At 48.7% G+C, this 25,655-nt stretch carries 25 protein-coding genes; 18 read left to right on the top strand and 7 right to left on the bottom strand.

Annotated elements, in window-relative coordinates; genetic code table 11:
• Nucleotides 1-76 precede the first annotated feature (76 nt).
• Both K7B07_RS03010 and pdeM read left to right on the top strand, forming a co-directional pair.
• Nucleotides 77-2,548 (top strand): ligase-associated DNA damage response DEXH box helicase, encoded by a 2,472-nt coding sequence (locus K7B07_RS03010; RefSeq protein WP_223707319.1) that lies wholly within the window; start codon nucleotides 77-79, stop codon nucleotides 2,546-2,548.
• A complete protein-coding gene (gene pdeM, locus K7B07_RS03005; RefSeq protein WP_223707316.1) occupies nucleotides 2,532-3,188 on the top strand; it encodes a ligase-associated DNA damage response endonuclease PdeM in 657 nt (218 codons plus the stop codon). The genes K7B07_RS03010 and pdeM overlap by 17 nt, the downstream gene beginning before the upstream one ends.
• Before the next feature lie 14 nt (nucleotides 3,189-3,202).
• Here pdeM and K7B07_RS03000 read toward each other — a convergent pair whose 3' ends face one another.
• From K7B07_RS03000 to K7B07_RS02990, 3 genes are all read right to left on the bottom strand, one after another.
• Nucleotides 3,203-3,556, bottom strand: a complete 354-nt coding sequence (locus K7B07_RS03000) for a hypothetical protein (RefSeq protein ID WP_223707315.1) — start codon at nucleotides 3,554-3,556, stop codon at nucleotides 3,203-3,205.
• 83 nt (nucleotides 3,557-3,639) lie between these two features.
• Nucleotides 3,640-4,938: a hypothetical protein gene (locus K7B07_RS02995; protein ID WP_223707313.1), complete on the bottom strand. Its 1,299-nt coding sequence runs from the start codon at nucleotides 4,936-4,938 to the stop codon at nucleotides 3,640-3,642.
• A 161-nt stretch (nucleotides 4,939-5,099) separates the two neighbouring features.
• Nucleotides 5,100-5,543, bottom strand: a complete 444-nt coding sequence (locus tag K7B07_RS02990) for an Hsp20/alpha crystallin family protein (RefSeq protein WP_223707311.1) — start codon at nucleotides 5,541-5,543, stop codon at nucleotides 5,100-5,102.
• Nucleotides 5,544-5,781: 238 nt separating this feature from the next.
• Here K7B07_RS02990 and K7B07_RS02985 point away from each other — a divergent pair, with 238 nt between their 5' ends.
• From K7B07_RS02985 to K7B07_RS02970, 4 genes are all read left to right on the top strand, one after another.
• A complete protein-coding gene (locus K7B07_RS02985) occupies nucleotides 5,782-6,198 on the top strand; it encodes a BrxA/BrxB family bacilliredoxin (RefSeq protein WP_223707310.1) in 417 nt (138 codons plus the stop codon).
• Nucleotides 6,199-6,352: 154 nt separating this feature from the next.
• Complete coding sequence (locus tag K7B07_RS02980; RefSeq protein WP_223707308.1) at nucleotides 6,353-7,639, top strand: prolipoprotein diacylglyceryl transferase; 1,287 nt, start codon at nucleotides 6,353-6,355, stop codon at nucleotides 7,637-7,639.
• Between the two features lie 171 nt (nucleotides 7,640-7,810).
• Nucleotides 7,811-8,668 carry a sigma-70 family RNA polymerase sigma factor gene (locus tag K7B07_RS02975; RefSeq protein ID WP_008585204.1) on the top strand — a complete coding sequence of 286 codons (858 nt, stop codon included), beginning with the start codon at nucleotides 7,811-7,813 and terminating at the stop codon, nucleotides 8,666-8,668.
• A 67-nt stretch (nucleotides 8,669-8,735) separates the two neighbouring features.
• A complete protein-coding gene (locus tag K7B07_RS02970; protein ID WP_223707306.1) occupies nucleotides 8,736-9,623 on the top strand; it encodes an SDR family oxidoreductase in 888 nt (295 codons plus the stop codon).
• Nucleotides 9,624-9,626: 3 nt separating this feature from the next.
• Here K7B07_RS02970 and K7B07_RS02965 read toward each other — a convergent pair whose 3' ends face one another.
• From K7B07_RS02965 to K7B07_RS02955, 3 genes are read right to left on the bottom strand one after another with little or no spacing between them, the layout of a single operon-like run.
• Nucleotides 9,627-10,220, bottom strand: a complete 594-nt coding sequence (locus K7B07_RS02965; RefSeq protein ID WP_223707304.1) for a DUF1684 domain-containing protein — start codon at nucleotides 10,218-10,220, stop codon at nucleotides 9,627-9,629.
• A 9-nt stretch (nucleotides 10,221-10,229) separates the two neighbouring features.
• Nucleotides 10,230-11,159 carry a citrulline utilization hydrolase CtlX gene (gene ctlX, locus K7B07_RS02960; RefSeq protein WP_223707302.1) on the bottom strand — a complete coding sequence of 310 codons (930 nt, stop codon included), beginning with the start codon at nucleotides 11,157-11,159 and terminating at the stop codon, nucleotides 10,230-10,232.
• Nucleotides 11,160-11,192: 33 nt separating this feature from the next.
• Complete coding sequence (locus K7B07_RS02955) at nucleotides 11,193-12,623, bottom strand: arginine deiminase family protein (RefSeq protein ID WP_223707300.1); 1,431 nt, start codon at nucleotides 12,621-12,623, stop codon at nucleotides 11,193-11,195.
• Between the two features lie 106 nt (nucleotides 12,624-12,729).
• On the opposite strand from K7B07_RS02955, the gene K7B07_RS02950 reads away from it, so the two are divergent.
• The 12 genes from K7B07_RS02950 (at nucleotide 12,730) to K7B07_RS02895 (ending at nucleotide 23,950) form a co-directional block, all read left to right on the top strand.
• Nucleotides 12,730-13,608, top strand: coding sequence for a DMT family transporter (locus K7B07_RS02950; RefSeq protein WP_223707298.1), 879 nt, complete (start codon nucleotides 12,730-12,732; stop codon nucleotides 13,606-13,608).
• Nucleotides 13,609-13,697: 89 nt separating this feature from the next.
• Nucleotides 13,698-14,576 carry a PPK2 family polyphosphate kinase gene (locus K7B07_RS02945; protein ID WP_223707296.1) on the top strand — a complete coding sequence of 293 codons (879 nt, stop codon included), beginning with the start codon at nucleotides 13,698-13,700 and terminating at the stop codon, nucleotides 14,574-14,576.
• Nucleotides 14,577-14,730: 154 nt separating this feature from the next.
• Complete coding sequence (locus K7B07_RS02940) at nucleotides 14,731-15,741, top strand: c-type cytochrome (RefSeq protein ID WP_223707294.1); 1,011 nt, start codon at nucleotides 14,731-14,733, stop codon at nucleotides 15,739-15,741.
• Between the two features lie 23 nt (nucleotides 15,742-15,764).
• On the top strand, nucleotides 15,765-16,229 hold the full coding sequence (locus K7B07_RS02935) for a DsrE family protein (protein WP_223707292.1): 465 nt from the start codon (nucleotides 15,765-15,767) through the stop codon (nucleotides 16,227-16,229).
• A 26-nt stretch (nucleotides 16,230-16,255) separates the two neighbouring features.
• The gene (locus tag K7B07_RS02930) at nucleotides 16,256-17,167 is read left to right on the top strand and encodes a molybdate ABC transporter substrate-binding protein (protein WP_223707290.1); all 912 of its coding nucleotides are present in this window, start codon (nucleotides 16,256-16,258) and stop codon (nucleotides 17,165-17,167) included.
• A 76-nt stretch (nucleotides 17,168-17,243) separates the two neighbouring features.
• Entirely contained in the window at nucleotides 17,244-17,837 is a 594-nt protein-coding gene (locus K7B07_RS02925; RefSeq protein WP_223707288.1) for a TetR/AcrR family transcriptional regulator, read from the top strand.
• A 61-nt stretch (nucleotides 17,838-17,898) separates the two neighbouring features.
• Entirely contained in the window at nucleotides 17,899-19,167 is a 1,269-nt protein-coding gene (locus K7B07_RS02920; protein WP_223707286.1) for a TolC family protein, read from the top strand.
• Between the two features lie 12 nt (nucleotides 19,168-19,179).
• Nucleotides 19,180-20,073 carry an HlyD family secretion protein gene (locus K7B07_RS02915; protein WP_223707284.1) on the top strand — a complete coding sequence of 298 codons (894 nt, stop codon included), beginning with the start codon at nucleotides 19,180-19,182 and terminating at the stop codon, nucleotides 20,071-20,073.
• 2 nt (nucleotides 20,074-20,075) lie between these two features.
• Nucleotides 20,076-20,990, top strand: coding sequence for an ABC transporter ATP-binding protein (locus K7B07_RS02910; protein ID WP_223707282.1), 915 nt, complete (start codon nucleotides 20,076-20,078; stop codon nucleotides 20,988-20,990).
• Nucleotides 20,987-21,727 (top strand): ABC transporter ATP-binding protein, encoded by a 741-nt coding sequence (locus K7B07_RS02905; protein WP_223707281.1) that lies wholly within the window; start codon nucleotides 20,987-20,989, stop codon nucleotides 21,725-21,727. Before K7B07_RS02910 ends, K7B07_RS02905 begins: the two co-directional genes overlap by 4 nt.
• A 1-nt stretch (nucleotide 21,728) precedes the next feature.
• The gene (locus K7B07_RS02900; RefSeq protein ID WP_223707279.1) at nucleotides 21,729-22,835 is read left to right on the top strand and encodes an ABC transporter permease; all 1,107 of its coding nucleotides are present in this window, start codon (nucleotides 21,729-21,731) and stop codon (nucleotides 22,833-22,835) included.
• Nucleotides 22,832-23,950: an ABC transporter permease gene (locus K7B07_RS02895; protein WP_223707277.1), complete on the top strand. Its 1,119-nt coding sequence runs from the start codon at nucleotides 22,832-22,834 to the stop codon at nucleotides 23,948-23,950. Before K7B07_RS02900 ends, K7B07_RS02895 begins: the two co-directional genes overlap by 4 nt.
• Before the next feature lie 423 nt (nucleotides 23,951-24,373).
• Here the strand turns inward: K7B07_RS02895 and K7B07_RS02890 are convergent, their stop codons facing one another.
• Entirely contained in the window at nucleotides 24,374-25,642 is a 1,269-nt protein-coding gene (locus K7B07_RS02890) for an MFS transporter (protein WP_223707275.1), read from the bottom strand.
• Nucleotides 25,643-25,655: the final 13 nt, after the last annotated feature.

The raw sequence follows: 25,655 nt of genomic DNA, 5'->3' as shown, positions 1-25,655 counted from the left end.
GTAATTTTACCTGTTTCATCCTCAATTTAAGAAGAATCCTTAAGTGGCTGGAACTATAAGGATAAAAAGAACACAGGTGGCAGCTTTTGAACGGTCAGACGGGTATAAGATCATTGAAGAATGGATGCAACGCATATCCATGCGGCCGTTTCGTTTTCAGAAGGATACCTGGAAAAAATTTGAGGAGGGGTATTCCGGGATCGTGATCGCTCCCACGGGGTTTGGCAAAACATTCTCGGTCTTCCTGGCACTGGTCATCCACTACCTGAATCATCCGGATCGCTATAGCAATGGGTTGAAATTATTATGGGTCACTCCGCTGCGCTCACTGGCAAAAGACCTCGGCCGCGCGATGCAGGCTGCACTGGAAGGCATCGGGCTCGACTGGGAAGTGGGCGTCCGGAATGGGGATACTCCTGTGGCAGAGCGGCAGCGGCAGAAGAAAAAAATGCCGGAAGTGCTCATCATAACTCCCGAAAGTCTGCACCTGCTGTTTGCTCAGAAAAATAACTCCGTTCTTTTTAAATCACTGCAGTGTATCGTAGTGGATGAATGGCACGAATTGCTGGGAAGCAAAAGAGGAGTGCTTACCGAGCTGGCCATTGCGCATTTAAAGCACATCGCTTCCGGATTGAAAATATGGGGGATCTCTGCCACGATCGGGAATGTGGAGGAAGCAATGGAAGTATTGCTGCCCGATCCGCAGTGTATCAAAGTAAAAATACAGGCAAAGGAGGAAAAGAAAACCTCCATCATCTCCATTATACCCGACCATATTGAAGAGCTGCCCTGGGCCGGCCATTTAGGCACCAAACTGGCCGCACGCCTGTTGCCCATTATCCGGGAAAGCAGGACCACCCTGCTTTTCACCAATACGCGCGGACAATCGGAACTCTGGTACCAGGTGCTGCTGGGCGCTGCACCGGAGCTTGCGGGCCAGCTGGCCCTGCATCATGGTTCTGTGGATGCGGAGCTGCGGTCCTGGATTGAAGAGCGGCTGCATACGGGTTTGCTGAAAGTGGTGATCTGCACTTCCTCCCTTGATCTTGGTGTGGATTTTAAACCGGTGGATACGGTGGTCCAGATCGGCTCTCCAAAAGGTGTGGCGCGTTTTTTACAACGGGCGGGTCGCAGCGGCCATTCTCCTTTTGAAACGTCGCGGATCTATTTTCTTCCCACCCATTCCCTGGAACTGGTAGAGGCGGCCGCACTTAAAGAAGCTGCAAAAGAAAAGATCATTGAAAGCCGTGTACCGCTGGTACTTACATTTGATGTACTGGTACAGTACCTGGTAACACTGGCCGTGGGTGAAGGGTTCAGGGAGAAAGAATTGTTTGAGGAAGTAAAACAGACCTACTGTTTCGGGGCACTGGAGCCGGATGAATGGCAATGGCTGCTGCGGTTTATAACCCAGGGCGGAGAGGTATTGCAGGCCTACGATGAATTTCAGAAAGTAGTGGTGGAAGAGGGGCGTTATATCGTGCGCAGCAGGCGGATTGCGATGATGCACCGGATGAACCTGGGCGTGATCGTAAGCGATCCGATGCTGAAAGTGAAATACCTGTTCGGCGGTTATATCGGCATGGTGGAAGAATACTTTATAGCCCGGCTGCTGCCGGGGGATACCTTTGGCCTGGCCGGTAAGGTAGTGGAGTTTGTGATGATTAAAGAAATGACCGTACTGGTGCGCCACAGTAAGGCCAAACGGGCCATTACTCCCAGCTGGATGGGAGGACGGCTGCCACTCTCCTCCAACCTGAGCGCGCTGCTGCGGCATAAATATACAGAAGCATTAAACCCCCGTACAAGAGACCGGGAGCTGAAAGCACTGTACCCGTTGTTTGTACTACAGCAGGAGGTATCTCATGTTCCCAGAGAAGATGAGTTCCTGATAGAACTTATCGAAACAAAGGACGGGCATCATATTTACATGTATCCTTTTGAAGGAAGGCTGGTACATGAAGTGATGGCGGCACTGATTGCCTACCGCTTCAGCAGGATACAGCCGATCAGTTTTTCCATGGCCATGAATGACTATGGCTTTGAACTGCTGAGCGATCAGCCGCTGGAATTTACCCGGGAGCAGCTGAATGCCGTTTTCTCCACGGATAACCTTACCGCGGATATTGGAAAAAGCATCAACGCCGCAGAGATGGCGGGCCGTAAATTCAGGGATATATCGGTGATCGCCGGGCTGGTAATGCGTAACTACGCAGGCCATCTTAAGAACAATAAAAACCTTCAGTCTTCATCGGGAATTATTTTCAGGATCTTTGAACAATACGATCCGAAAAACCTTTTATTACGACAGGCATTTGATGAAGTATTTTACCAGCAGCTGGAAGAACCCAGGCTGCAGGCCGCACTGGAACGGATATTAAGAAGCCGGATCGTTATCATCAATGCAAAGGCATTTACCCCGTTGAGTTTTCCCATAAAAGTAGACAGTCTCCGTCAGGATCTCAGCAGTGAGGAACTGGATACCAGGATCCGGCGGATGCAGGAAGAGGCTTTAAAAAACAAAGGAAGACATGCCGGGAAAAGATAAGATCGAAATCATGTGTGAAGGAGAGCTGCTGATCCTGTCGGCGGCAAGGGCCATCTACTGGCCGGCACAACGGCTGTTGGTACTGGCGGACCTGCATCTCGGCAAGACCGGCTATTTCCGTGCGCATGGCATTCCTGTTTCTACCGGTGTGGTCAATGATGACCTGGAACGGCTTTCGGGTCTGATCCGGGAATTCCGACCCCTTCAGGTACTGGTTGCCGGCGACCTGTTTCACCACCGCTATAACAGCGAAGTGGAGCTGTTCCGGGATTGGAGAAAGGAGCATGAAACGCTTTCCTTTTTGCTGGTTCCCGGAAATCACGACCGGCATATGAATTCCGGCCACGACAGTCTGGGCATTACCATGACCCGTGAAACGCACCAGGTTGGTCCCTTTCGTTTTATACATGAAATGACCGAAATAAAAAGCGATTGTTTCACGATCTCCGGTCATCTCCATCCCGGCTATACCATCAGTGGAAAGGCCCGCCAGTCCTTGTGCCTGCCCTGTTTTATAAAAAGTGAACAACACCTGGTATTACCCGCCTTTAGTCAGTTCGCAGGCATGTACACCGGTGCTTCCGGACTGCCCGGTCAGACCCATTATGTGATCAGCGAGCGGAAACTTTTCGAGTTTTAACTGCGGAAGTGATGCTACTCTGAGTCAAATAATTCCTGGTCTTCCCGTTCTGCCATCGGGATCTTTTTAATAAAATCATCAAATTCGGGCCCCTCATGATTACTGTAAGGACCGTAAATATCCAGGATAAATGCGCGGTTGCCCTGCTGGTCGCGGGTTACATAAAGAATGGAATTATTATCCGGGTCTGATTCATCTTCAAAACGGAAGGTCCGTATGATCAGCAGCTCCCCGGGCTGGTAACCGCGTTGCTGTTTTTCCGAGACCATCTGCTTTTCATCGTTCATGGTAATTTCCTGATCGATGCCTCTCTGTTTCAGCTTTTCCAACACCTGGGTAAGGGTGGTCATTTCTGTTTTTTGCTGCATATGATGACGGTTTAGGATGCCAGAAAATGATGTTTACCTGATCCTGTAAAACAGAAATTGAGCCAGAAAAAATTAACAGGGTGTTATTTCAGCCGGTATTTACGTTGCACCTTCGGGCTGTCAAAATACTTATTGATCTGTTCTTCAGTCATGGTTTCCGCCATTTCCGTAGGTACTTCCGCCAGCTGGGTCTGACTCTGACGCAGTTCTTTTCTCAGCGCATCGGTTTTGGCCGCAATATTGGGATCGCGGTCGCCGGACAGCTTATTGTCAAATGTTACGTATTCCAGACGTTTGATATTTGCCCGGAGCAGGCTGGCCTGGTTCTGCTCCACGCTCTTTACGGGCGCTGCCGCTTCTTTTACCGGCAAGGCAACCACACCAATACTGGGTAAAATTTTCCCCGTGTTCGCTTTGCCTTTGTCTTTATCATCTTTGGGATCAGCCGTGGTGGCCAATACCGTACCCGTAAGGGTGGTAGTGGCAGTGGTAATATCGAAACCGGACCGCCAGCTTTTTGTGCTTTTCAGTTTTTTATCCAGCTGCAAAAACGTGTATTTGTAACGGAGGAGCCACCGGTTCATATTTTCCACTGCATCATTATATTCACGGGTGGCAATGTCAAAATTCAGGGCATTCCGTACCACCACTTTTATCCGTGCGGTATCCGTAAAGTTAAACTGCGTGGTACCGATGAACAACAGGTTCACGATCTTTACCTGGGCAGAATCTTTTTCGTTTACAAAATCATAACCAGGGGTCCATTCAAAAGTATCGTCACAGGTCTTGGGCAGTTTAAAATTTCCGATGGAAATATTGCTGGATACCAGGATCCGGTCGATCGCAAAATTTCCGTTGTCGCAAAGGATATTAAAACCCAGCTTATTGCCTTCTTCAACATATACAGGACTTACAACGGAAGGTTTTACCCGTGGAAAAATAATATCGGTACTGTAAAATGAAATGGTAAAGGAGGTATCCACCCGGTCGCTCGGATCCGACAGGTTCTGTACACCGATCTGTACCGGGTACTTGGTATCGTATTTCAGCCGCCCGGCCATAAACAGGGATTTATTGGCCTTAAAGGAGAGTGTTCCGTTGTCCTTGTCTACTCTCAGTCCTGTCGGGGCATCTTTAAGGAACCAGTAATAATTCTTTACCGGTTTATTGATCTGCAACTGGTAAGAAAGACTGGAATCCACGTGCAGCGAAAAAAACGGGTTCAGGTTGATGATCCGCAGGGAAGTGTCTGTATGACGATAGATATTATTGGGATTGATATGGGGCAGGGTTATGGAATCATTTGTAACCTGGGCATTCACTGCTCCGAAGCTAACAACTAAAAGAGCTGCAAAAATTACAGTTTTTTTAAGTACAGGCATAATGAACGGTTAAAATGATTCGCGAATTTACTGCTTTATGACGAACTATCCGGGAATATGGTTTACCCGCCGCTGGAGAATATAAAAAAGCCCATTGTAGAAACAACGGGCTCTAAACCAAAACTAACTGCTTATGAGAAAAATTTATGTACTTTATATCATTAAAGAACTTCTATATCCTTTGACGCCGTTTTTATGTTTTCCTTTTTCTGAATGGTAACTATTAAGATTCCGTTAACATATTTGGCCTCTATTTTATCCGTGTCCACCTTGTCGTTTACAGTAAAGGTCCTTTTGAAAGATCTGGTCCTGAATTCCTTCCGGATGTTTTTTTCAGCAGCTGCAGTTTCTTCTTCTTTCTTATCAACAGCTATGGAAAGAATTTGTTGATCCAGGCTGATCTTAAAATCACTTTTTTCAAATCCGGGAGCCACCACTTCTATCTGGTACGCGTTCTCTTTCTCCGTGATGTTTACCGGAACAAATCCGTAAGCAGGTTTTTTTACTTCATTTTTAAACAGCGCAGGTATATCTGTAATAAAATCATCCACCAGGCTGGTCAGTGTTCTCTCGAAGGGGGTTCCGTTGAATTTTACGTTTGTCATTGCTATTCGTTTTTAAAAGTTATCAATTTGATTAGCAAAGGAGCAAATCCAAAACCAAATCAAAAAACAGGAAATAATGACATGTTTACTTATTTTAAAATGACTAAATGTCATATTTTGGAGTGTTTTGGCTGTTGGGTTGACATTCCGGATCTGTATCCAGGTATCCGGGAGGAATGTTTCGTCTGACCAACTTTTTGGTTATTTTTGCGTTATCCTAAAAAATAAACAAAAGAATATGTATCCACAAGAAATAGTGATTCCCATGATGGAGGAATTAACGGATAATGGGTTTGAGAACCTCTCCACACCGGAAGAGGTGGAAACGGCCCTTACAAAAAAAGGAACCAACCTGCTGGTAATTAATTCTGTATGCGGATGTTCGGCTGGTACCGCCCGCCCCGGTGTGTTAATGGCAGTAGCAAATTCCGAGAAAAAACCGGATCATCTGACCACCAGCTTCGCAGGGTTCGATATTGATGCGGTGAGCAAGGTAAGAGAGCATTTGCTGCCTTACCCGCCTTCATCCCCGTCCATTGCTTTATTCAAGGATGGAGAACTGGTGCACTTTATTGAGCGTCATCAGATCGAAGGCCGTTCCGCACAGATGATCGCTCAGAACCTGATCGCTGCTTTTGAAGAATATTGCAACTAATCATATCCCTGAAATAAAAGGTCCCGCATGAAAAGTGCGGGACCTTTTTTTGTTCCTGTGTAAACATCCTTACCCGGCTGCAACAAAGAAAACTTTTGAGCGTTCGAACCTTAAACCTGCCTTATATTTGTAATATTCTGCTCAATTTTAACGCATGTATCCAAATCTGTATTACGTATTTAGTGATTTTTTCGGTGTTAAATGGAACTTTCTGCATTTTGTAAATTCCTTTGGTTTTTTTGTAGCACTGGCATTTATCATCTGCTCCATTGTATTGGCAAAGGAGCTGCGCCGGAAGGGGAAAGAGGGCTTGCTGGGACCAGTAGAGGAAAAGGTGCTGGTAGGCAGACCGGCTACCTTGGGAGAGCTGGCAACTAATTTTATACTCGGCTTTCTGCTGGGATATAAGATCGTCGGGCTGTTCCTGGCTAATGGTGACGCCGTGAACCCCCAGGAATATATTTTTTCTTCCAAAGGCAACTGGCTTGCAGGCATCGGTTTGGGGTTGCTGTTCACGTTTGTGAAATGGCGTGAAAAAAATAAACAGAAACTGGCCACCCCTGAAACCCGTACCATCCGGGTATGGCCGCATGACCGGGTGGGGGAGATCACCATGATCGCCATTATCTTCGGGCTGTTGGGGGCCAAACTGTTCGATACTTTTGAGAACTGGGATTCGTTCATAAAGGATCCTTCCTCGATTTTTTCCATGTCGGGGCTCACCTTTTATGGCGGGCTCATCTGTGCCGGTATCGCCCTTTGGTGGTATACCCGCAAACACCAGATCAATTTTTTACACTTCCTGGATGTGATGGCGCCGGTGATGATGCTGGCATACGGACTGGGGCGTATCGGTTGCCAGGTATCCGGCGATGGGGACTGGGGTGTTTACAATGCGGCATTTAAAACAGGTCCGCAGGGAGGCATCACACCCGGTACGCTGAACGACTTTCAGGCCGCGGTCACCGCCAATGCCGATTTCTTTGCGCATAACTCCACCCATCATGCATTTTTCTCCAAGCCCGGATTTTTAAGTTTCCTGCCCGATTGGTTTTTTGCCTATGATTTCCCCCATAATGTGAATGAAGCCGGTGTACAGCTCGCCGGTTGCACCGGCAAATACTGTAATCATCTTCCGGTACCCGTATTCCCCACTTCGCTGTATGAGATCATTATGGGGCTGATCCTTTTTGGTATCTTATGGGCCATCCGGAAACGGTTTAAAGTGCCGGGTGTCTTTTTTGGCATCTATCTGATATTGAATGGATTGGAGCGGTTCTTTATCGAGAAGATCCGCGTGAACGTAAAAATGAGCGTACTGGGGATGCAGATCACCCAGGCCGAACTGATCTCTTTTCTGATGATCATCGCAGGCATTGTAATGATAGTTATACTAAAACGCACCTATAAAGCAGGAAACAGCCCTTTAAAAACGTCTTAACCAGGGTATAACTATCTTTCAAAAAAACTGTTATATTACATAGAAGTTTGCGGAGCCGGATGGTTTTTCGTGAATTCTGTTGTATCTTTGAATGTTTTTAAAAAAACTGTTAATATTGTTAGGGAGAAGGTCCGGGTTTGTTCCGGACTGTTATCATAATTAAATTCTATTATGCGCCAGCTAAAAATTGCTACACAAATTACTAACCGTGATTCTCAGGCGGTGGAGAAGTATCTGCAGGAGATCTCAAAGATCTCTATGATCACACCCGAAGAGGAAACAACACTGGCCCAGAAAATTAAAATGGGCGACCAACGTGCACTGGACAAACTGGTTCAGGCCAACCTGCGTTTTGTGGTATCTGTGGCCAAACAATACCAACACCAGGGGCTTTCACTCAGCGACCTGATCAATGAAGGGAACCTGGGTCTGATTAAAGCAGCGCAGCGTTTTGACGAAACAAAAGGATTTAAGTTCATTTCTTACGCAGTATGGTGGATCCGTCAGTCGATCCTTCAGGCTTTGGCGGAGCAGGGAAGACTGGTGCGGTTGCCACAGAATAAGATTGGTACCTATAACAAGGCGAACAAAGCTTATATGGCGTTTGAGCAGGAGCATGAGCGGGAACCGTCTACAGAAGAGCTGTCCGAGCTGCTGGAGATGAGCGAGACCGAGATCAACAATATCTTCCAGAGCAATACCCGTCATACTTCGCTGGATGCACCCGTACATGAGGCCGAGGATGTGGCTATGGGCGACCTGCTGGAAGGCGGCTCTGATACGGATGACGATGTGATGAAGGATTCGCTGCGTAATGAGATCCGCAGGGTGCTGAAATCACTGTCTCCCCGTGAAGCTGAAATTGTGAACGCCTATTTTGGTCTGGATGGCGAGAATGGGGTTACCATCGAACAGATCGGACAGAAGTATGACCTGACCAAAGAACGCATCCGCCAGATTAAGGAACGTGCTATTAAAAGATTGCAGAAAGCACGGTACAGCAGTGCGCTGAAATCCTATCTGGGATAATAATATTTTGAATTCGCTGAAAACTCCGGTATTTTGCCGGAGTTTTTTTTATATACAAACAACCGATATGAAAATTTTGGTAACGGGCTCGAACGGATTGGTGGGAAGTTATGTGGTACAACAATTACTGGAAGCAGGTCACCAGGTATTCGCCACATCAAGAACACCGGACCAATCTGATTTTAATGCCCCGAATTACCGGTTTATCCAGCTGGATTTCACGGATCCCTATACCCTGAGCGCTGTTTTTGAAGCTGTTCAGCCGGAAGCTGTGATACATAGCGGCGCCATGAGCAAGCCCGATGATTGTGAAGGCGACAAGGCCCTGGCTTATACTATCAATACTGCCGCAACGGTGCAGTTATTGCTGAATGCTGCGGAATATAAAAGCTTTTTTATTTTCTTATCCACCGATTTTATCTTTAACGGCAGGGAGGGTATGCACCGGGAGGAGGATCCTGCAGATCCGGTTAACTATTACGGTCGTACCAAGCTGGAGGCCGAGGAGGCCGTAAAAGAATATGCATACGGCTGGGCGATCGTCCGTACCGTGTTTGTTTACGGGAAACCGCTGTACGGCCGGGATTGCTTTATGACGATGATCTCGAAAAAACTCCGGAACAATGAAGCCTACCGGCTGGCAGATGACCAGGAGCGCACACCTACTTATGCTGCGGATCTGGCAAAAGGTATTGCTGCCATTATTGAACGGCAGGCCACGGGCGTATTTCATCTCTGCGGAAAGGACATCCTTTCACCTTACCAGATGGCGATGGAGGCTGCCGCATTTCTGGGTATTCACACCCATCAGCTAAAACCCGTGTCCACTGCGGATTTACCGGCGCTGGCAAACCGGCCGTTAAAAAGCGGACTGAACATTTCCAGGGCCATGGAAGTACTTGGTTATGCACCGCTGCCGTTCCGGGAGGGGATGCGCCATACACTGGAAGGATAGAGCTTAATGTTCCCGGGCAAACTGTTTTTCCCCGGCATTAACGGCGATCTTCAGATGATTTTCCTTTGGCGGAACCGGACAGCTGTAACCGGTGCTTACATAGGCACAATAAGGATTATAAGCTTTGTTGAAATCCAGCACTACTGTACCCTCTTTAATATCCGAAGTCTTCAGGTCCAGGTACCTGCCCGTCTGATAGCTGTCTTTGCCATTGGTAGCGTCCTTAAACGGTAAGAACAGGTAATCGGAATATTCCTTTTGCTGCAACAGGAATTGCGACTGGTAAACGGCCAGTTTCTGATCGCTTCCGTGGAGCTTGAATTCCAGCCATCCGTAAATGCGGTATTGCTTGGTTTTACCGCTGGAGGTCGGGAACGCCGTCCAGGGACTGTTCTCTTCTTTCCGGAACCGGGCCGTCACGCGGTAGGTTTCGTCAACCGGAAAAAAACGGAAGTATTGTTTATCGGCCCCGGTTACCACCTGGTGGTCCTTTACATAGTTTTCCAGGAATAGATCCAGGCTGTCTTTGTAGGAATGCTGCGCCTGTGCTGTAACAGCAACAAAAAGGAACAAACCATAGAAAAGAAATTGTTTCATTGTTTTCTTTTAATCAGTAACAGGAATGTGTTGCGGTGGCAGAAAGATCTCTGCGATCATACAGCGGGCACTGCCGCCGCCGTTTTGCTCAATGGTGTCCAGCGGCGCATGAAGGATGGGATTGAATTTTTCCAGCTGTTTCCGCTGGTCAGGTGAAAGCGATCCGAATGCGGCATCCGACATCACCAGAAATCGCTGTCCTGCTGTATTCCTTACCTGAAGGGCATTTCCGGCGAAATGTTCCATCTGCCCGATACTGATGGGAATGACTTCCTTTCCCGTTTCTGAGAGGGAGCGGAGTACCAGGTCACGCTGCGTTTTATCGGTGATGGTATCGGTCGCCAGGATAGCGTAATCCTCGCCAATGCTCATCATTACATTGGTATGATAAACCGGGGTGCCGTTAGCATCAGCTGCATGAAACAATACGGGAGTGAAATCCAGTACACCACAAAAGTCATACAGCACGCGCGTATCTGTACGGGGAGAGATGCAGGCATAGGCCTTCTGATGTACGCGGTCCAGCACCATGCTGCCCGTTCCTTCCAGGAAGCGTTGTTCCTTTTCATAACCGGTAAGGTCTACGGTGGAGTAGATCACAAACTGTTCTTTCAGGGCATCCACCACCCCCTTGGCACGCTCCGGTCTCCTGTTGGGTGCAAACATCGGGTAGAGAACGATCTGTCCGTCGTTGTGCATCGAGATCCAGTTATTGGGAAAAATAGAGTCCGGTGTATAGGGCTGAGGCCGGTCCTGTATCACCTGTACCTTGATATTATGATGTTGAAGAAGTGCCACCAGCTGATCAAATTCCTGTTGCGCCTTTTCATTCACATCCCAATTGCCGTTTTGTTTTTGAAACGCGTTGTTTACCGCGGTTTCGGCATTAAAGCCGAAAGCGATGGGCCGGATCATCAGTAAATGCGAGGTTGTTTGCATATGGGTACGGTTATTCCTGTAGGGTTTTAAAATTTAAATATCGGCACGCAGCAGCGGCATGCTCATGCAATGAAAACCGCCGCGGGCCCTGGAAAGTTCTGCCGAAGGGATGGTGATAAAAACATTGTTCAGCTTTTCGGGTTTCAGGGTACCGTTTTCCATCAGGGGCAGTAATTCCTTTACGTCGATGATCCTGAATCCCGCCCGGCGGAAGGCTTCGAGGGTCTTGTCATTCCGGTCGTATCCTACAACCACCCCGTCTTTTAAAGCCAGCAGGTTACAGCTGTCGGTCCATTGTTCGCGCAGGTCAAAAGGGAATTCATCGTTACCCGAATGAATGATTTCTATCTTTCCTTTTACCTTCAGGTCTTTCCGGCTGATGTCGGTAAGCAGGTCCTCGAGGCTGGAGAAGCGAACGGGTTTTGCAATATTGTTTTTTCTGAACTGCAGGATCGAAACGGTCGTTTCCGGTTTCTGATCTTCGATCTGTTGCAGGATCACATCACCCAGTTCTTTTTTTGTACGTTTCTTTGAGAAAGCGCCCAGCAATACCCAGGTGTTTTTCTTTACCTGGGTAAAAATGGTGTCGATGTGCATATATTCCCGCTTTTGCGGGATCTGTACCAGCGTTACCTTACTAACGATATTCTTTTTAAAAAGGATCGTGGCTACCTGCTGTGCGGCGGCCATGCTGGTACGCTCGCTGATGCCGATCACCACATGTTCCCGGCTTACTACCATTACATCACCACCTTCCAGTGTTACATTGTATTCGTCCGCATCCACCGGCAGCAGGAAGTGGTAAGGACTGTCGGCCAGTTCAATGATGCGGGAACGGTATTGCTTAAACAGGGGATGGTTAAAGAAAATATACTTCATCAGCAAGGCTTCCCGTAACCGCGCTTTTTTGGCCGGTTTATTCAGCAGGATGTGGTCGTTTATAACGATACCGATGTCTCTTGTAAAAATAAAATTAGGCACGGGAGGAAACAGCATGTCCAGGTTGTTGCCGGTGCCGCTGATAAAGATCTTGGCCAGCTCATCCGGCTGTTGCTTCAGCAACAGTTCCTGGGTACGGTAGGAGCAGTTTTCGATCGCGCACACCGAAGCCACCAGTTTTTTCCGGATCGCGGAATCCTGCAGGATGTCTGCCAGCAGCTCCTGTATCTCAATAACGTTTTTGGAATTATGGAACCCTGGTTTCCCCGGTTTGTAAAAATGGAAATTGTTTTTAGGGTCGTCAACCGATTTCAGCCGGCCCTTTATTAATGACGGGTCTAAGAAATACAACAGGAGCTTTGTATAATAATCGTATTCCTTTCTCCGGATGGTATCCAGGTGCACAATGTCTTCAAAAAGCCAGTCCTGCGCTTTTGAAGGAATGACCTTGCCGATGCCGCTGTCCGGACTGTGCACCAATACCTTTTTCAACAATCCGATCTCTGAGTTTACTTTTATCTGCATATAGAATAGTTGACTGCTAACACTTGTTAATAACAAAAATAAGGGAATGAATGTTTGCGATCAAAGTTCTTTGATTAGCTTGCAGCCTGGAATGAAAAAAGCGTTTTTGCAGTTACATATCGCTGTATTACTTGCCGGGTTCACCGGCATCCTGGGAGAGCTGATCACCCTGAACGAAGGACTGCTGGTATGGTACCGCCTGATGATTGCCGCAGTAACACTCTGGATATTGATGTGGCTGACCGGCAAACTGCAGCGGCTGTCGTTCAAGGAGGCATTGAAGATCTCCGGAATCGGCTTTTTATCGGCCCTGCACTGGGTCTTTTTTTATGCATCTATCAAATACGGTAATGTATCCATCGGGCTGGTATGTCTTTCTGCGGTAGGCTTTTTTTCCGCCATCCTCGAACCCCTGCTGAACCGTGTGCCGATAAAGAAAACAGAACTGATCCTGGGTATCTGTTCGGTATTCGGCATCTATCTTATTTTCCACTTCGATGCGCAATACAAGCTGGGGATCATCCTGGGGTTCATCTCTTCCTTTTTTGCCGCACTGTTCCCGATACTTCTGAAGTTTTCCATGAAACGGGTGAATATGCAAACCGTGCTCACCTGGCAGATGACCGGCGGGTTTATAACGCTTTCCCTGGTAATGCCTTTTTATCTGCGGCTGTTTCCCGTAACCACCCTGCTGCCTTCCCTGGGTGATTTTCTGTGGCTGCTGGTACTGGCCTGGCTTTGTTCGGTAGTGGCTTTCCAGTTTTCCATGAGTGCCTTAAGAAAACTGTCGGCCTTTACAGTAAGCCTGTCTTATAACCTGGAACCGCTCTACGGCATCCTGATGGCCTTTATTATCCTCAAAGAGAACAAGTCGCTGAACAACGGGTTCTATCTGGGCTTTACCATTATCAGTCTCACACTGATCCTTCATGCGGTGATCTTGAAGCGCACGAACCGGAAAGCGATAGAAGAACCCGGCAGCTAGCCGCTCCCGCCCGTCACGGAATTTAGTGCCGGGACCCGGGTTTGCTGCCCGGTATTTTGTATCTTCCCTGTTCATCTAAAAAGGTAGTTATGAAAGCCGGATTCGAAAAGAAATTTAAAGCGGCCAGGGATTTTAAGCTCCGCAAACACCCCACAGATATTTCTTCCGCTGTCAATGCAGCGGATGCCAAGGAAGAACTGAAGCGCATCCGTAAGGAGCTGAGTGCTTTCCAGGAGAAAATGTATGCCCATAACCGTTATAGCGTACTGGTCTGTTTACAGGGAATGGATACCTCGGGCAAGGACAGCCTGATACGGGAAGTATTTGAAGAGTTCAATGCAAGAGGGGTGGTGGTCAGCAGCTTTAAAACCCCTTCTGCGCTTGAATTGCAGCACGATTATTTATGGCGTCATGCCGTTGCGCTCCCCGAACGCGGAAAGTTCGGTGTGTTCAACCGCACACATTATGAAAACGTGTTGGTAACACGGGTGCATCCCGAATACCTGCTCAACGAGCGCCTGCCCGGAATAGAAAAAGTGGAGGACCTGCCCGGGGATTTCTGGCAACAACGTTTTGAACAGATCAACCATTTTGAATCACAACTTATCGGGAACGGAACGATCCTTTTTAAATTCTTTCTGCATCTCAGTAAAAATGAGCAGAAGGACCGGCTGTTGCGGCGACTGGAAAAAGAGAAGCATCAGTGGAAGTTTTCGCCGGGAGACCTTGCGGAGCGGAAATTATGGGACCATTATATGGAGTGTTATGAAGACGCTATCCGGCATACCGGCTCCGGAAAAGCACCCTGGTATGTCATTCCGGCGGATGATAAAGATATCTGCCGTTACCTCGTGGCCTCCATCCTGCTGGAGGAACTGAAGAAATATAAAGACATCCGCTATCCCGAACCGGATAAAGCCATAAAAGAACATATACAGCAATACAAGCACCAGCTGGAACAGGAATGACACCTGCTTTTAATCGGGATAAGCTACTGGATGCTATATCCTATTTGAATGATAGACTGATATTGCTATAACTTAAAGTTATAGGCGATCCGATTTATTGATTTCTTTCTTCATTGTGTACCAGCTAGTTTTGTTACATAAACGAAGATCGCAAATGAAGGCTTTTTTGATACCCGCTATTATTTTCCTGATTATGACCCTACTGGTACTTCTGGAAAACGGATGTACAGAAAATACAGACCGGGACCGGAAACAACCTGCGGCGACGGCGGGGGCAGATGCGGAGCAGGTCTGGACGGGCTGGAACCATTACCAGATCCCGGATTATACCGAAGAAGGACGGCTGATACGCTACGGGTATGAGCTGATCGCCAACACAGCTGCTTACCTGGGACCCAGAGGAAGTGTTGCTGCAATCACCAACGGCATGAACTGCCAGAACTGTCATTTGAAAGGGGGAACGGTCCCTTATGGAAATAACTTTGGAAAAGTGGCGGCCACCTATCCGTTATACCGGGCGCGCAACAACGGGATCCAGGATATCTATGCACGGGTGAATGATTGCTTTCAACGCAGTCTTAACGGGAAGAAGCTGGACACCGCTTCGAAAGAAATGCAGGCCATTTCTGCCTACATCAAATGGCTGGGCGATGGTGTTCCTAAAGGAAAAATATTTGCAGGCACTTCCCTGATGAAACTGAAGTTCATGGACCGGGCGGCGGACCCGCAACGGGGACGCGCAGCGTATCACACAAAGTGCATCAGCTGTCACGGAACAGATGGTGCGGGGATGATCAATGCGGAAGGCACCGGCTATACCTACCCGCCGTTATGGGGAAACAACAGTTTTAATGACGGCGCCGGACTGTTCCGGCTGCGCAGCATGGCCGGTTTTATAAAGAACAACATGCCGCTGGGCGCTACTTACCGCAATCCGCAGCTTACCGACGAAGAAGCATGGGATATTGCCGCCTACATCAACAGCGGGCAACGCCCCGGGTTTGATCAGCAGGACGACTGGCAATTACTGAACAAAAAACCGCTGGATATGCCGTACGGACCTTATATCGACAGCTTCTCCCAGCAGCAGCATAAATACGGACCTTACGGACCGATCGAGATCGCACAGGCAGCAGCAAAACGGACTATTGCAAAAACAGAATGATCCATTAATTAAAAATAAAAATGATGAAGCAGATTTTACTGATCGGATGCAGCCTGCTGGTTACCCTCATGGTTAACGCGCAGCAGCTGACAAAAGCAGAGGAAAAGAACCGGGCTTTTACGGGTGCGGTTGCAACACAAAAGCAGTACCGGGTTATTTACCAGATGGACAGCGGAGACCCGAAGATCATCGAGAAAGTGCTCCGGAACCTGAACAACGCATTGAATGATCCGCGGCTGAAGGGAAAGCTGCAGGCAGAGTTGGTAGCGTTCAGCGGCGGCACCGATGCATACCTGAAAGGAAGCAAGTACGAAGCCACTTTAAAAGCGCTTGTGGAAAAGGGCGTGATCATTGCGCAATGTGCCAATACGCTCCACGAACGGAAGATCGGACGCGATGCGATCTATGATTTCATCGGCCTGGTACCCAGTGGCAATGGAGAGCTGATCCTGCGTCAGACGGAAGGCTGGCCGGTTATTAAACCCTGATCGGGGAAACAGATAAAACGACAAGAATGAAACGGAATTTTATACTACTGGCATGCTGCCAGGTAATGGCATGCCTCGTAATGGCGCAGGATCACCGGTTTGATCCCCCCTGGAATACACCACCGCAAAGCAGTGTTATGTTCACGGTGCCGGGCATTAACAATACACCGGACCTGTTCGGAGACATCAACGACCCGCAGCTGGTGGTTTTTTTTGCAGGCAACCAGTTCATGTGTATTGATGAATTGATCCATGCTTTTAAAACAGCCCATCCGCAGTATACCCGGGTATTTGCCGAAACATTGCCCCCCGGCATCCTTGCCCGGCAGATCGAAGGTGGTTCTTTAACCATGGGCAACCTGCGCATTACCCTGAAGCCGGATGTATATACGGCTGGTAAAACACGGATCGACGCGATGGCACCGTTATTTGAAGATACAGTGGCCTATGCGTATAATAAACTGGCCATTATGGTGCGGGAAGGGAATCCGAAAAATATAAAAGGACTTAAAGACCTGGGGAAAAAAGAAGTGCGGGTGGCCATGCCCAACCCGGAATTCGAAGGGATCGGGAAACGGATCGAAGCCGCATATGTAAAGGCGGGCGGAGAAGCCCTGAAAAATACGATCATGAATCGGAAAGTACAGGATAGCACCACACTGCTCACGCAGATCCACCACCGGCAGACACCGCTCTGGGTCTTATACAACAGGGCAGATGCCGGCCCGGTATGGTATTCAGAAGCTTTTTATCAGAAACTGATCCATCACCCGGTGGCGCTGATCCCCATCCCGGACCAGGAGAATATACAGGCCACCTATATGGCGGGAAGCCTGAAGAAGGCACCACATCCGCAGGCAGCAAAGGACTTTATGCAGTTTTTACAAACGGTGACTGCAAAAGCGATCTATAAGAAGTACGGCTTTGACACACCCTGATCCATTCGGGGTGTTTTTTAAATATTTGATTTAATCATTTGTTTAAATTAAATCGGTTTGCTATCTTTGCGGTACAATGAAAACAAAAAATGCTTCAACAGAAGAGAAGATCAAGGAAGCGGCACGGGTGGTGTTTACAAAAAAGGGGTATGCTGCTACCAAAACGCGGGATATTGCGGAAGAAGCAGGACTGAACCTGGCGTTGCTGAATTATTATTTCCGCAGTAAGGAAAAGTTATTTGAGATCGTGATGATCGAAAACCTGCAGCGGCTTTTTTCCTTTCTGGCGCCCACACTCAACAATAAGAAGCTGACGCTGGAGGAAAAGATCGAAGCGATTGCCACCAACTATATCGACATGCTTTTTCAGAATCCTGATCTGCCCCTGTTTGTGCTCAGTGAGATCCGGACACATCCGGAGCGGTTTGCGGCCATCATCCAGCTGGATACCCTTGTATTGAAATCGCATTTTATGCAGCAGATCCAGCAGCGAAAGAAAAAGATCCACCCGCTGCAGTTCCTGATCTCTTTTATGGGAATGCTTATTTTCCCGTTCATCAGCCGCCCCGTATTTCAGACCAGCAACGCTTTTAAGGAAGAAGCATTTATACAACTGATCGAAGAGCGTAAGAAGCTGGTGCCGGAATGGATGAATTGTATGCTGGAATAAATTTTTTTTGATCCGGATTTAATCAAATGAATAAATCAATATTTTAATAAAATTGTTTAAAATGAGAAAGCGGGTCTTGTTTTTAATATTCCTGTTCGCGGGTGTTGGTTACTGCCACGGACAGCCGGACGGTCTTACCCTGCCGGAATGTTACCATCTTGCGGAACAGAATTATCCGTTGATCAAGCGGTACGAGCTGATTCGCAAAGCCACCGGCTATACAATCGATAACCTGCAGAAGGGGTATCTGCCACAGCTTTCTGTTTATGCCCAGGCGTCTTATCAGTCTGCTGTAACCGAGCTGCCGGTCCGGTTACCAGGCATGTCCGTTCCCTCACTCAGTAAAGATCAATACAAAGCATACGCCCAGGTCGATCAGGTGTTGTATGATGGCGGCGCCATCCGGTTGCAAAAAGAGCTGGCACAAAGTAGCGCAGCTGCAACAGAGCAGCAAGTGGCAGCGGATCTTTATCAGGTCAGGGCGCGCATCAATCAGCTGTTTTTCGGCATTTTACTGACGGATGCCCGGTTAAAGCAAAATGAATTGTTGCTGAGCGATCTGCAGCTGGGACTAAAAAAGATGCAGGCGGCGATAAAGAATGGCACTGCATTCCGCAGCAATGCAGATCTGATCAGTGCCGATATACTTACTGCGGGACAGCATACCACAGAACTGCTGGCAGCGCGCAATGCTTTTGCCGACATGCTGGGCCAGTTTATCGGGAAGCCGGTTGATGAAGCTACCGTACTGCAGAAACCGCCGCCGGCGATAACAGACAGCAGTATCAAACGGCCGGAACTAAAGGTGTTTGATGCGCAGCAAAAAAATCTGGAGATCCAGAACCGGTTACTGACGAACAGCACGCGGCCCCGGGTCGGGTTGTTCTTGCAGGGCGGACTGGGGCGTCCGGCGCTGAATATGCTGAGCAACGAATTCCAGGGCTACTACCTGGGAGGTATTCGCCTGTCCTGGTCGCCCTCTTCGTTCTACACGCTCAAAAAAAAGCGGGCGGCGATCGATATCAGCCGCCAGGAGATCACGGTGCAGGAAGAAGCATTTCGTTTTAATACCGGACTCAGTGTAAAACAACAAACCAGGGAAATGGGCAAATACCGGCAGTTGCTGGCTTCCGACCAGGAGATCATCCGCCTTCGCCGGCAGGTGAAAACGGCAGCCATGGCCCAGCTGGAGAACGGCGTTATTACAAGCACTGATTTTCTGAAACAGGTGCACGACGAAGACCGCGCCCGGCAGAACCAGCTGCAGCATGAGCTGGAACTACTGCTGTCGCAATACGACCTGCAAACCATAACCGGCAACCAACCATAAAAGAACAGGAATATGAAAACAAAGATACCAGCGATCGCATTGATCAGTATTGTCCTGGCGGCCTGCCAGAACAAAAAAAAGGCATATGATGCTTCCGGCACCTTTGAAGCAGTAGAGACCATTGTGTCGTCAGAAGCGGCGGGCATCATCCGGGTGCTTGATCTTGAAGAAGGTCAGGTGGTCGATTCCGGCCGTATCGTGGGCTATATCGACAGCACTCAGCTTTATTTAAAAAAGAGACAACTTAGGGCGCAGATCGGAACGGTGCGCAGCGGCAAGCCGGATATTACGGCACAGACAGCGGCCCTGAAAGAACAGCTGCACCAGGCGGAACGCGAACAGCAACGGACTGCCCGGCTGGTGGCCGCTGATGCAGCCACACAAAAACAACTGGACGATGCCGGCACGCAGGTACTTGTGGTAAAGAAGCAGCTTGCAGCGCTGCAATCCTCACTAGGTATTACCTCCGGCAACCTGGAAGAACAGGTGGTGCCGCTGGATGTACAGATCCGTCAGGTGGACGACCAGTTGAGCAAGTGCCGCCTGGTAAACCCGGTCGGCGGAACCGTACTGACCAAGTATGCCGAAGCCAATGAAGTAACTGCTCCCGGTAAACCGGTGTATAAAATTGCAGCGCTCAACAGCATCCTGCTCCGCGCCTATATCACCGGTGACCAGCTGCCGCATGTAAAACCAGGTCAGACGGTAAAGGTACTGGTAGATGATACAGGAAGCTCGTACAAAACCTACAGCGGCACCGTCTCCTGGATCAGCGATAAAGCGGAATTTACTCCAAAGACCATTCAGACAAAAGAAGAAAGGGCCAACCTTGTATATGCCGTAAAGATCCGTGTGAAAAATGACGGCTACCTGAAGATCGGTATGTATGGTGAAGTAAAATTTTAAAAATGGAAGCTGTAGTAGCAGACAGGATCAAAAAGACCTACAAGGGTAAAATCGCTGTGGACGCAAGCTCGTTTACCGTTGCACGCGGCGAACTGTTCGGGCTGATCGGGCCCGACGGTGCAGGGAAGACCAGTATTTTCAGGATGCTGACAACCCTGCTGCTCCCCGACGGAGGCACTGCAACCGTGGATGGGTTTGATATTGTAAAAGACTACCGGCAGATACGGAAGCGTGTCGGCTATATGCCGGGAAAATTTTCCCTGTATCCGGATCTCAGTATCGAAGAGAACCTTCATTTTTTTGCAACCGTTTTCAATACCACCGTAGCTGCGAACTATGAACTGATCCGGGATATCTATGTGCAGATCGAACCTTTTAAAAAACGCCGCGCCGGTAAGTTGTCCGGAGGGATGAAGCAAAAGCTGGCCCTGTGTTGTGCTCTCATCCATAAACCTTCGGTACTCTTCCTGGATGAACCTACAACAGGAGTGGACCCTGTGTCGCGCAAGGAATTCTGGGAAATGCTTCAACAGCTGAAGGAGCAGCAGATTACCATTGTGGTTTCAACACCGTATATGGATGAAGCCGGCCGCTGCGACCGGATCGCACTGATGCAGGAAGGACGGCTGCTTTCTGTTGACACGCCGCAAGGCATTATAAAAGCGTATCCCCAGCCGATCTATGCGGTAAGAGCTGCGGAAATGCACCGGCTGCTTAAAGTATTGCAGACATTCCCGGGTATCAGTGCCAGCTACGCGTTTGGAGAAGATGTCCATGTGAACTTTTATGAAGAGAAAGCAGATATAGCCGCTTTCCGGCGGCAACTGGAGGAAATGGGACTCACCGGGGTGGAGATCGGGATAACACCGGCAACCATCGAGGATTGTTTTATCCGGTTTTTAAAAAAAACATCATGAAAGAAGCGGTTATCATCACCGACAAGCTGACAAAACGCTTTGGCGATTTTATTGCGACCGATGCCATCACGTTTGAAGTGGGCAGGGGAGAGATCTTTGGTTTTCTCGGAGCGAATGGTGCCGGAAAGACCACGGCCATGCGGATGCTGTGCGGTCTTTCCATTCCTTCTTCCGGCACCGCTACCATCGCGGGGTTTGATGTGTACCGGCAAACAGAACAAATCAAAAAAAATATCGGCTACATGAGCCAGAAATTTTCACTTTATGAAGACCTGACCGTGATGGAGAACATCCGTTTTTTTGGCGGGATCTACGGATTGACCCGCCGGCAGATCCGGGAGAAAGGAGCCGCCCTGGTTCAGGATCTTGATCTGCAAAATGAGGCACACCAGCTAGTGGGTGCATTGCCCCTCGGCTGGAAACAAAAGCTGGCATTTTCTGTAGCGGTATTGCATGACCCGCAGATCGTATTCCTGGATGAGCCTACCGGCGGGGTTGATCCGGTTACACGACGGCAGTTCTGGAGCATGATCTATGATGCAGCCGACCGGGGGGTAACTGTTTTTGTAACCACCCATTATATGGATGAAGCCGCGTACTGCAACCGGATCTCGATTATGGTGGATGGCCGCATCCAGGCACTGGACACCCCCCATAACCTCCAAAAGGCATTCGGTGCGGCATCCATGGACGAGGTATTTTATACACTGGCAAGAGGCGCCAAACGTAACGAATAATATGAAGCAGTTCATTACATTTATACGGAAGGAGTTCGCACACGTGCTGCGCGACAGAAAGACCCTGCTCATTCTTTTCGGAATGCCGGTAGTGCAGATCCTTATCTTCGGTTTTGCCCTTACTAATGAAGTAAAGAACGCACGGATCATGGTAATGGACCTGGCCCGGGACGCAGCAACGCAACAGATTATCGGCAAGATCGAAGCCAGCAGGTATTTTGAGATCGGTGCTTTCGCTTCAGACCGGAGCGATCTTGAAGCGGCTTTTAAAAAAGGAACGGCCCGCCTGGCAATTGTTTTCCCGCAGGGGTTTAATGAACAGCTGCAGCACCTCCACCGGGCACAGATCGAGGTGATCGCTGATGCATCGGATCCCAATTATGCCACCACGCTCACCAGTTATATCAGCTCGGTTGTACAGGACTACCAGTCGGAGATTGCCGGACCTGCTCAGCCGCCTTACCAGGTGGTGCCGCAGCTCCGTTTTTTGTATAACCCGCAACTGAAGGGCGCCCCCAATTTTGTACCAGGCGTGATGGCGCTGGTGCTGATGCTGGTTTGCGTAATGATGACGGCCGTATCCATCGTAAGGGAAAAAGAGAGTGGTACCATGGAGGTGCTGCTGGTTGCACCCTTCAGTCCGCTCGTAGTCATTGTTTCCAAAGCGGTACCTTATCTGCTGCTCTCTCTTGTTAATGTAATTACCATCCTGCTGCTGAGTGTGTTCGTACTGGAATTGCCGGTGAAAGGCAGTCTGCTGCTGCTGTTTGCGGAGAGCACCTTGTTCATCATCACCTGTCTTACACTTGGGATCTTTATATCGGTAAAAACGAGCTCACAGCAGGTTGCCATGCTGATATCACTTATGGGAATGCTGTTGCCCACCATTCTGTTCAGCGGGTTTATGTTTCCCATTGAGAATATGCCGGTGCCGCTTCAGATGATCAGCAATATCGTTCCTTCCAAATGGTACTACAATATCGTTAAGGCCATTATGATCAAAGGTCTGGGTTTTTCATCCATATGGAAAGAAACGCTGATCCTTGCGGGGATCACCCTGGTGCTGCTGGTCGTCAGTCTGAAGAGCTTTAAAATACGTTTATCATGAGAACGATCCTTTTTTTACTGGAGAAGGAATTCCGGCAGATCTTCCGCAACCGGTCGATACTGGCCCTGGTGCTGGCGATGCCGTTGATACAACTGGTATTGCTGCCGCTGGCCGCCAACTATGAAGTGAAGAACATAAATATTGCTGTTATTGATAACGACCATTCTTCTTACTCCCGCAAACTGATCTCCAAAATAACGGCGTCCGGCTATTTCCGGCTTTCCGGTTACAATTTTTCTTTTAAGGAAGCCCTGCAACTGATCGAAAGCGACCAGGCAGACCTGATACTGGAGATCCCGCAGGGCTTTGAACGCAATCTTGTAAGGGAGAACAGACAACAACTCTTTGTGGCAGTAAATGCCATCAACGGTACAAAAGCCAACCTGGGAGGGGTATACCTGGCAAGTGTGATAAAAGCCGATAATGACGACATTCGCCTGGATCTGATGCAGCAGGAACGGTTCCCTGCGCAACCGGCTATCGGGATCGCTTCGTCGAACTGGTACAATCCGTTATTGAATTACCAGATGTATATGGTTCCCGGTATCCTGGCGATCCTGGTTACGATGATCGGCGGTTTTTTAACGGCACTGAATATTGTTAAGGAAAAAGAAGTGGGCACCATCGAGCAGATCAATGTAACGCCCATCCGGAAACATCATTTTATCCTGGGCAAACTGATCCCCTTCTGGGTGCTGGGGAATGTGGTATTTACATTAGGACTGCTGGTAGCCCGCGTTCTCTATGATATTATTCCCCTGGGCAGTATTTTTTTGCTGTATGGCTTTATCTGGGTATATCTTTTGGCGGTACTGGGTTTTGGTCTGCTCGTATCCACTTTCTGCGATTCGCAGCAGCAGGCAATGTTCATCATGTTCTTCTTTATCATGATTTTTATATTGATGGGTGGTCTGTTCACTTCGGTTGACAGCATGCCGGAATGGGCAAAAATGCTGAGCCGGCTGAATCCGGTGACCTACCTGATCGAAGTGATGCGGATGGTGATCCTTAAAGGGAGTGGTATTAAAGACATAGCAGGACGGCTTGGCATCATTCTGTTGTTTGGTGTGCTGCTGAATGCACTTGCTGTGTTGAATTACAAAAAGACAAGCTAGTGAACCCCGGTACGCTACCGTTGGCCCGGTCTGCGGGAAATAGGATATTGGTTTAACTGGCGTGTTGGCAACGGCCGTTGAGCGATTATGTGATGCACTATTATTGACGGGCATCCGGGTCTGTTGTGCATTTTTTTATATAACCGGGCTCTGGTGATAAAAAATTACGGTAATAAAACTAATTGATGAGCCGGTTTCTGTATTTCAATATGCATTCAGATTTATTGAACAATTTCTTCTTTTTTTAATGACTAAGGGAATAAGAATGAAAGAGGCGGAGTATAAAGTATCCTCATGCTGCATCCCGATGGTGTTTTTACTATAAGAGAGGTTTTTTTGTTTTGTATAAATGTTGCTTTTTGTTGGCACTATTATTTGAACGCTCCGCTCAGCAGATTGAACAATCCGGTCCTGAGGCTGTCGTCAATGCCGGACTTCCCGGTCCTGTCCGCCGGTGGCTGCGGCATTTCCGGCCGGTTTTGCTTTTACGATCCTGCTTACGCGGTACACCAGTCCGATACACAGCAGGGTAATTGCGGACACTACCCATCCCAGGTTATCATAATGTTCCAGCGGACTGAATTTATCTTTCTGAACCACGATCATCCCGGCAATTACCGCCGCAATCCCTCCTGCGATCTGTTGCAGCGATGCATTCATGCTCATGAAAGCACCGCGGTCCTGCAGATCAGGTACTCCGGTGGTCAGTGCGGTAAAAGGGATCATGCGTCCCATAATGCCTGCCATCATCATTATATTCAGACCCATGATCATCCAGAGGGGAATGGGAGAGAGGTGGGTGTAGATCACAGTGATCAGTATCATAAATAATGCACCTATGGTAAAGAGTTTGAACTTATCCATACGGTCGCTCAATCTGCCCATGAGCGGCATAATAAATAGCGAGCCGATACCGCTCACCATAAATAGTAAAGGCAGCTGTTCCTGCGATACGGCCAGATTATTGACGGCAAAAGCACTGCCAAAAGGCATCATCATAAAACCCCCGACGGACATAAGTGCTGTTGCAGTAAAACCGACCCGGTAATCGCGTTTCCGGATGGTGTGCCACAGGTGCAGCAGCGCATTTTTGTTGCGCTGTACGGCCAGGTGTGCTGTTACCGGTTCCATTTTCAGGAGGAGCGCCAGCATTACCAGGATGGCCATCGCGGCGATCAGGAAGAAAGGTGCTTCCCAGCCCCAGTGATTGGCAAGATAAAGACCGATCGGGATGCCCAGTACCTGGCTGGCCCCGAATCCCATCTGCACAAATCCCATAACACGGCCGCGCTGCGATAACTCAAAAAGATCGGTAATGATAGCGAGCGAGATAGAGCCGATGACACCTCCGAACAACCCGGTTACGATACGGGCGGCCACCATGGTAGTATAGCTGCTGGCCCATCCGCAGCACAGGGTGCCCAGGATAAACCCTGAATAAAAGAATACCAGCAGTTTTTTACGGTCGAACCGGTCTGCAAACCCCGCTGTGAGCATGCCTGATATCCCGGCGCTGAAAGCGTATGCTGATACAATGATGCCGAATTGCGAAGGGATGACGTTCATGGATTTCATCAGCATGTCACCCAGCGGCGACATCACCATGAAGTCGAGCACTACGGTAAACTGCGTAAGTGCCAGTAAGGCAACGATCAGTTTCTGATGCGCAGAAAAAGCGGGAGCTTGTTTCATTATAGGCGGTTTT

It is taken from the genome of Niabella beijingensis (assembly GCF_020034665.1).
GTDB lineage: Bacteria > Bacteroidota > Bacteroidia > Chitinophagales > Chitinophagaceae > Niabella > Niabella beijingensis.
Note: the sequence above shows the minus strand (reverse complement) of the source record. Positions and strands in the feature narration are given on the sequence as shown.

What these genes read in the sequence shown, in the direction of transcription:
- pdeM (WP_223707316.1), top strand. Translation starts at nt 2,532, where the DNA reads ATGCCGGGAAAAGATAAGATCGAAATCATGTGTGAAGGAGAGCTGCTG.
- K7B07_RS03000 (WP_223707315.1), bottom strand. Translation starts at nt 3,556, where the DNA reads ATGCAGCAAAAAACAGAAATGACCACCCTTACCCAGGTGTTGGAAAAG.
- K7B07_RS02995 (WP_223707313.1), bottom strand. Translation starts at nt 4,938, where the DNA reads ATGCCTGTACTTAAAAAAACTGTAATTTTTGCAGCTCTTTTAGTTGTT.
- K7B07_RS02990 (WP_223707311.1), bottom strand. Translation starts at nt 5,543, where the DNA reads ATGACAAACGTAAAATTCAACGGAACCCCCTTCGAGAGAACACTGACC.
- K7B07_RS02985 (WP_223707310.1), top strand. Translation starts at nt 5,782, where the DNA reads ATGTATCCACAAGAAATAGTGATTCCCATGATGGAGGAATTAACGGAT.
- K7B07_RS02980 (WP_223707308.1), top strand. Translation starts at nt 6,353, where the DNA reads ATGTATCCAAATCTGTATTACGTATTTAGTGATTTTTTCGGTGTTAAA.
- K7B07_RS02975 (WP_008585204.1), top strand. Translation starts at nt 7,811, where the DNA reads ATGCGCCAGCTAAAAATTGCTACACAAATTACTAACCGTGATTCTCAG.
- K7B07_RS02970 (WP_223707306.1), top strand. Translation starts at nt 8,736, where the DNA reads ATGAAAATTTTGGTAACGGGCTCGAACGGATTGGTGGGAAGTTATGTG.
- K7B07_RS02965 (WP_223707304.1), bottom strand. Translation starts at nt 10,220, where the DNA reads ATGAAACAATTTCTTTTCTATGGTTTGTTCCTTTTTGTTGCTGTTACA.
- ctlX (WP_223707302.1), bottom strand. Translation starts at nt 11,159, where the DNA reads ATGCAAACAACCTCGCATTTACTGATGATCCGGCCCATCGCTTTCGGC.
- K7B07_RS02955 (WP_223707300.1), bottom strand. Translation starts at nt 12,623, where the DNA reads ATGCAGATAAAAGTAAACTCAGAGATCGGATTGTTGAAAAAGGTATTG.
- K7B07_RS02945 (WP_223707296.1), top strand. Translation starts at nt 13,698, where the DNA reads ATGAAAGCCGGATTCGAAAAGAAATTTAAAGCGGCCAGGGATTTTAAG.
- K7B07_RS02940 (WP_223707294.1), top strand. Translation starts at nt 14,731, where the DNA reads ATGAAGGCTTTTTTGATACCCGCTATTATTTTCCTGATTATGACCCTA.
- K7B07_RS02935 (WP_223707292.1), top strand. Translation starts at nt 15,765, where the DNA reads ATGAAGCAGATTTTACTGATCGGATGCAGCCTGCTGGTTACCCTCATG.
- K7B07_RS02930 (WP_223707290.1), top strand. Translation starts at nt 16,256, where the DNA reads ATGAAACGGAATTTTATACTACTGGCATGCTGCCAGGTAATGGCATGC.
- K7B07_RS02925 (WP_223707288.1), top strand. Translation starts at nt 17,244, where the DNA reads ATGAAAACAAAAAATGCTTCAACAGAAGAGAAGATCAAGGAAGCGGCA.
- K7B07_RS02920 (WP_223707286.1), top strand. Translation starts at nt 17,899, where the DNA reads ATGAGAAAGCGGGTCTTGTTTTTAATATTCCTGTTCGCGGGTGTTGGT.
- K7B07_RS02915 (WP_223707284.1), top strand. Translation starts at nt 19,180, where the DNA reads ATGAAAACAAAGATACCAGCGATCGCATTGATCAGTATTGTCCTGGCG.
- K7B07_RS02910 (WP_223707282.1), top strand. Translation starts at nt 20,076, where the DNA reads ATGGAAGCTGTAGTAGCAGACAGGATCAAAAAGACCTACAAGGGTAAA.
- K7B07_RS02905 (WP_223707281.1), top strand. Translation starts at nt 20,987, where the DNA reads ATGAAAGAAGCGGTTATCATCACCGACAAGCTGACAAAACGCTTTGGC.
- K7B07_RS02900 (WP_223707279.1), top strand. Translation starts at nt 21,729, where the DNA reads ATGAAGCAGTTCATTACATTTATACGGAAGGAGTTCGCACACGTGCTG.
- K7B07_RS02895 (WP_223707277.1), top strand. Translation starts at nt 22,832, where the DNA reads ATGAGAACGATCCTTTTTTTACTGGAGAAGGAATTCCGGCAGATCTTC.
- K7B07_RS02890 (WP_223707275.1), bottom strand. Translation starts at nt 25,642, where the DNA reads ATGAAACAAGCTCCCGCTTTTTCTGCGCATCAGAAACTGATCGTTGCC.